The 4,729-nt window shown below is 57.8% G+C and carries 2 protein-coding genes; one reads left to right on the plus strand and one right to left on the minus strand.

Annotated features, from left to right (window positions below; translation table 11 throughout):
* Positions 1–419: 419 nt before the first annotated feature.
* On the minus strand, positions 420–2,921 hold the full coding sequence (locus tag R6U20_RS11445) for a DUF5916 domain-containing protein (RefSeq protein ID WP_410337990.1): 2,502 nt from the start codon (positions 2,919–2,921) through the stop codon (positions 420–422).
* An 892-nt stretch (positions 2,922–3,813) separates the two neighbouring features.
* Here R6U20_RS11445 and R6U20_RS11450 point away from each other — a divergent pair.
* Positions 3,814–4,729 (plus strand): Ppx/GppA phosphatase family protein (locus R6U20_RS11450; protein WP_410337991.1); only part of this gene is annotated, 916 nt, incomplete at its 3' end.

A 4,729-nucleotide genomic window follows, 5' to 3' on the forward strand; every position in this document is an offset into this window, starting at 1 on the left:
CTGTGGAAAAGTGGCGTGCCTCAACGCAAAGATGTCATGGAAAGCCTATGGTTCTAAACATCGCTGACCATGAAAATTACATGATCATCTTGACAAAAGCCTTACCGGGATTTATACAGGGCTGAAAGCTTAAAAAAAGGGCGGTGCACAAAGGCGTGCAGCGCTTCTTTTCCAAAAACAATGACGTTTGAACCTGAAGTCAGGGTTCGGCGTCTTTTTTTTTGGGGCTGAAAAAGAATGGATGAAAAACGCCATTTTTGTATCGTTTTGAATTTTATTATTACAAAAATGTAATCAGTTCCCAAAAACGGCGACTTTCTGTCAGGAGGCTGATGTTTCGGCAAAGGCCGTTATTTTCGGATGGAAACGGATTGGCCGGTGGATGCCAGCGCACCGAGACACGTAACGAAGTACCGCAGCTACTGTGTAAACGCATACCGCAGCTTTACCGAGAACGTGTTGTTTGGAAAGGCGCTAAACACATCGGTCATGCGATCGGGGGTGGAGACGGAAAACGGAGACGCATTTCGCTCGTCGAAGAAAAACGGATCGTTCAGGTTCTGGCGGCGCGACTGCGACCAGACGACGAAGAGCTCCGACCCTGGCCGGTATTCCCACCGAAATACCGCGTTGGCAATGAAGCTGCTCAAGGCAAAGTCGTGTCGTTTCGGGTAAGTATCAAATGGGGCGAGTTGATCACGCGTCTGTAGCACCTGAAAGTCATTGTACTGCCCGCGTGCCGCGAAGAGTTGTCCGAAGAGTTCAATGGAAAACGTGCGGGTAAGCGTGATATCGCCGCTCATCTCAAGATCGAGCGACCGTGTGTCTCGTGCGCCATATATGGGAAGCATCGCCTGGTTTTCCCCTGAACGGCGGGAGGCAAACAGCGCATCGAGTTCATCGGGCGGTGCCGTTAGTGGGCGCGAGGCCGTGCCGTCGAGGATCCACGTGTCGTCGGTCCGCATGACCTGCTCGTTTGAGGCCCATTCGACATATCCGTCTTCGTGCTCGTACGATGACGAAAGCGAGAGCGACAGATATTGATTGACATCCCAACTTCCACCGAGCGACACATCGTACCCGGTGCCGCCATCCTCGCGAACCGTGGTGGACACGCGGGGCTGCACGCGCCAGTCGCGGCGCGTATCCGAGCGCAGACTGAGCCCGATCTCGAACTCGCGGGGACGCGCGCGCGGCCCCTGGCTCCGGGTCTCGAACACATCGTATCCACCGAACAGATAATCGCTCGACGTCCAGAGCCAGATGCGCGAGAAGTTTTGGAGCGTCCAGCTCGTTCGTCCATAGTGTCCGAGTCCTCGGCTGAGGCCCTCGTCATAGGTCCAGCTTTGGCTAAACAGGAGCAGGGCCTGGGCACGCTGAAATGTACCAAAGGATTGCCCATCGTTAAACTCGTGCTCAGCGCGCACCCGCATCCGCGTGTAGTTATTCTCCCGAATCCGCCCGAGATCGTTGGTATTGAATCGATCGTCTACGATACGCCCCCGTACACGATAGGTAGTAGCCCCTCGTACCCGCGCCAGTCGGGTCGAGGCCGAGAATCCGGTTCTCGCAGAGCGATCGGGCATACGAATTGGATTCCGGTGGGTGAAGCTGGCGTGGCCACGGATCTGATACGTGTTGTCTACAAACCGAAGATCCCAATTCGTCCCGCCCGACACAGTACGCCGATGCTGTCCGTTACGTGGCCCGTCAAAGGCCGTCAGCATTCCCCCAACATCGGAGTAGGTGCCGATCTCCTGCTTCAGGTTGACGACCCCGTAGTACCGCTCCGGAGAAAAACTACTTCCTTCGAGTGCAGCCATGCCCCCGATCGAGAGTCCCCCGGCCCTGCGCCCCGTCAGCTTCGTAGCGCCAATGATCGGCGCTTCCGAGCCGATGCGGCGCGTGTAGAGAAGGTTGCCGCCCTGCTGATCAAAGTCGAAGAACTGCGACCCTTGGGTAAAGAACGGGCGTCGTTCCGAAAAGAAGGTCTCGAAAGCCGACAGGTTCAGCCTCGCCGGATCTGACTGCACCTGTCCAAAGTCTGGATTGATCGTAGCATGTACACTAAAGTTGGATCCCAGTCCCACCTTCACATCGGCTCCGGTATCCATGCGCTGATCCACCTTGTGCTCGCCGGGCGTGTCTCCCTCGGAGATATCGACCTGTGAAATAGCATATGGAAAGACCTGCACGTTCCGCCGTGGATTCAGATCTTGTAGATTGTCGAGTATGCCGTACTCTGCCACCGGACGTCCCCCCCGTTCGGTACGTGGTGTGAAGGCCCATTCCAGGCGTTCGCCGGTACGCGGAATGCGGCGTTCGATTTGCAGGCCCCACCGCTGCGTATCGGCCTTTGAGAAGCGAAGCATGGAATACGGGATGTGCATTTCGACGCTCCACCCCGCATCCGTAATTTGGACGGACGAATCCCAGATCGCGTCCCACGACGTATCGGTCCTTTCGCGCCGCAGGCCATCGCGCTGCACCCCGGCCGCATTCACCGCAAAGGTATACGCCGTCTGCTGGTCGAAGCGCGAATCAATCGACACCTCAAACCAGTCCGCCTGGTTGCGATTGTCACGCCGTGTGAGCCGGTTCTGTATCTGTTCGGGGGCGTCATCATGCAGCATCGCCCCAATGTACAGCCCGGCTTCCCCGTAGAGGATGCGCACGGTCGTCTGCTGCGACGGAGGCGCTCCCTCATCCGGCTCAAACTGCACGAAGTCAGAAGCCGCTGGAGCCACCCTCCAGACCGGCTCGTCGAGATAACCATCGACCGTTATCTCTTCGGTGGTCGGATACGCCTGCAACACGGGCTGCTCTCGGTCGGCGGCGCCCTCTATAGTTTGCCCGGCCCCTGACGTTGCAGTAGAACATAAGAGCGCGAGCCCCCCGATCAAGACGACAAGCCACTTCATGGATGCGATTATCTTATTTATGTGTTGGACGATGTAAACGCTTTCATATTGAAATGAACCGTGACTCCACCAGGTCCGCGTTTGGTTTGGGTTGTAGCTCCATTGATGCGAGACATGGCGGTGTCCGCAACATTACACTGTCTGTTCTCATCTTGCAGACAGGCATGCAGGGCGGTGCATCTGTTCAACCCGAGACCAACACCCCGCCACCAGCCGTCTGGTTGTAGACGAAGACATCTATGATGAAAGAAGTGCCACCTCCAAGAATCCGCAGTATCATCTACTGCTCTGTCACAGGTCAATGGTTGGTGTAGTAAGGCACCTCTCTCAGATGGTGTCCTCTTGGGCGGATACCGACAGCTGTCGGGTACGTGTTTAGCGACTTGTAGCCGGGGACTGGGAGCGGAGCGGACGTCTCGGGCGGTGTCTGGGCTAAGTTCGCGGGGCAGAGCCCCTGAACCGCCTGCGTCGCACGGCAGAGCCATGCGACGAGAAGGCGGCGGGTCCCTAAACACAAACAGCCGGAGCCTCGCGATGAGATAAATAGGTGGGCCGAAACAGCGTGCATCTGCAACAGGAGGAGAGGGATCACTCAGGGCGTAGTCACGACTAAACGTATCCACCAAAGAGGAGTCAGGTTGGGGACTGTTGAGGATGCGAGGGGCAGGCGGTGGGCTGCGAAGTGGTGGCGGTGCGGCTGGAATGGTGGGGCCGCCGGAGCGCTTAACGTCTGCCGAACCGCTTAAGAACCGCATCGGGGCGCTGTATCCGGCAAAAATCGGTAAACGTGGCGGGTTTTCAATATTAAGTGTAACTTATTCCGCTGCGCATCATTTCTATGGACCGGCTTTGTTCTGTTCGTTTCTTGGCTTACTGCTCTGATTTTGTGCTTATGGACGATGCTTCGATGCCCCGGGCCATGTGTCCGTACGTCCCCCACACCACCTACGAAGCCCAGTCGACGCCGGCGCCGCTGCGCGTGTGTGTGATTGACCTGGGTACGAACTCGTTTCATGCCATCATTGTGGATGCGTATGCGAACGGCAGTTTTAAGGTGGTGGATCGCATGAAGGAGATGGTGCGCCTGGGCGATAGCGGGCTGGCTGAGGGGCGTCTGGCGGATGAGGCCATGGAGCGCGGCATGCGGGCGCTGAAGCATATCTATCTGCTGGCGCAAGGGCAGGGGGCGCGGTCGTTCTTCGCGTGTGCCACCAGTGCCATCCGCGAGGCGGACAATGGTGGGGCGTTCATTGAGCGCGTGCGGGATGAGATTGGGCTGCGCATTGATCCGATTAGCGGCGCGCAAGAGGCGCATCTCATCTTTCAGGGCGTGCGGCGCGAGGTGGAGATTAGTCGGCCTTCGGTAGTTGTCGATATTGGGGGCGGCTCGGTGGAGTTCATTGTGTGCACGGGCAATACGGTGCATCTGGCCACGAGTCTGAAGCTGGGGGCGGCCCGCATGACCGAGCGCTTTGTGTCGTCAGATCCGATATCGGAAGCTGATCAGAAAGCGCTTCGTGCACATTTTCAGGCAGAGCTCGCGCCGGTGCTGGCGGCGATGCAGAAGCACGACGTGCGTACGCTCATTGGCTCTTCGGGCACGGTGAAGAGTCTGGCACGCGTGTGCCTGGACCGGAACGGTCGAAGCGATACTTCGGTCTTTGAGGTGGATGTGCCGCTGGATGCGTTTCGCGATGCGCTCGATTTTATCATTGGTACCTCTGCAGCCGAGCGGGAAGCGCTTCCTGCCGTAGCACTGAAGCGGGTGGGGCAGGTTGGTGCGGGGGCGGTGCTCCTGCAGGTGCTCT

The sequence above is a fragment of the Longimonas sp. genome, assembly GCF_046498435.1.
GTDB lineage: Bacteria > Bacteroidota > Rhodothermia > Rhodothermales > Salinibacteraceae > Longimonas.

Coding starts and splice junctions, on each gene's coding strand:
- R6U20_RS11445 (WP_410337990.1), bottom strand. CDS start 2,921: ATGAAGTGGCTTGTCGTCTTGATCGGGGGGCTCGCGCTCTTATGTTCT.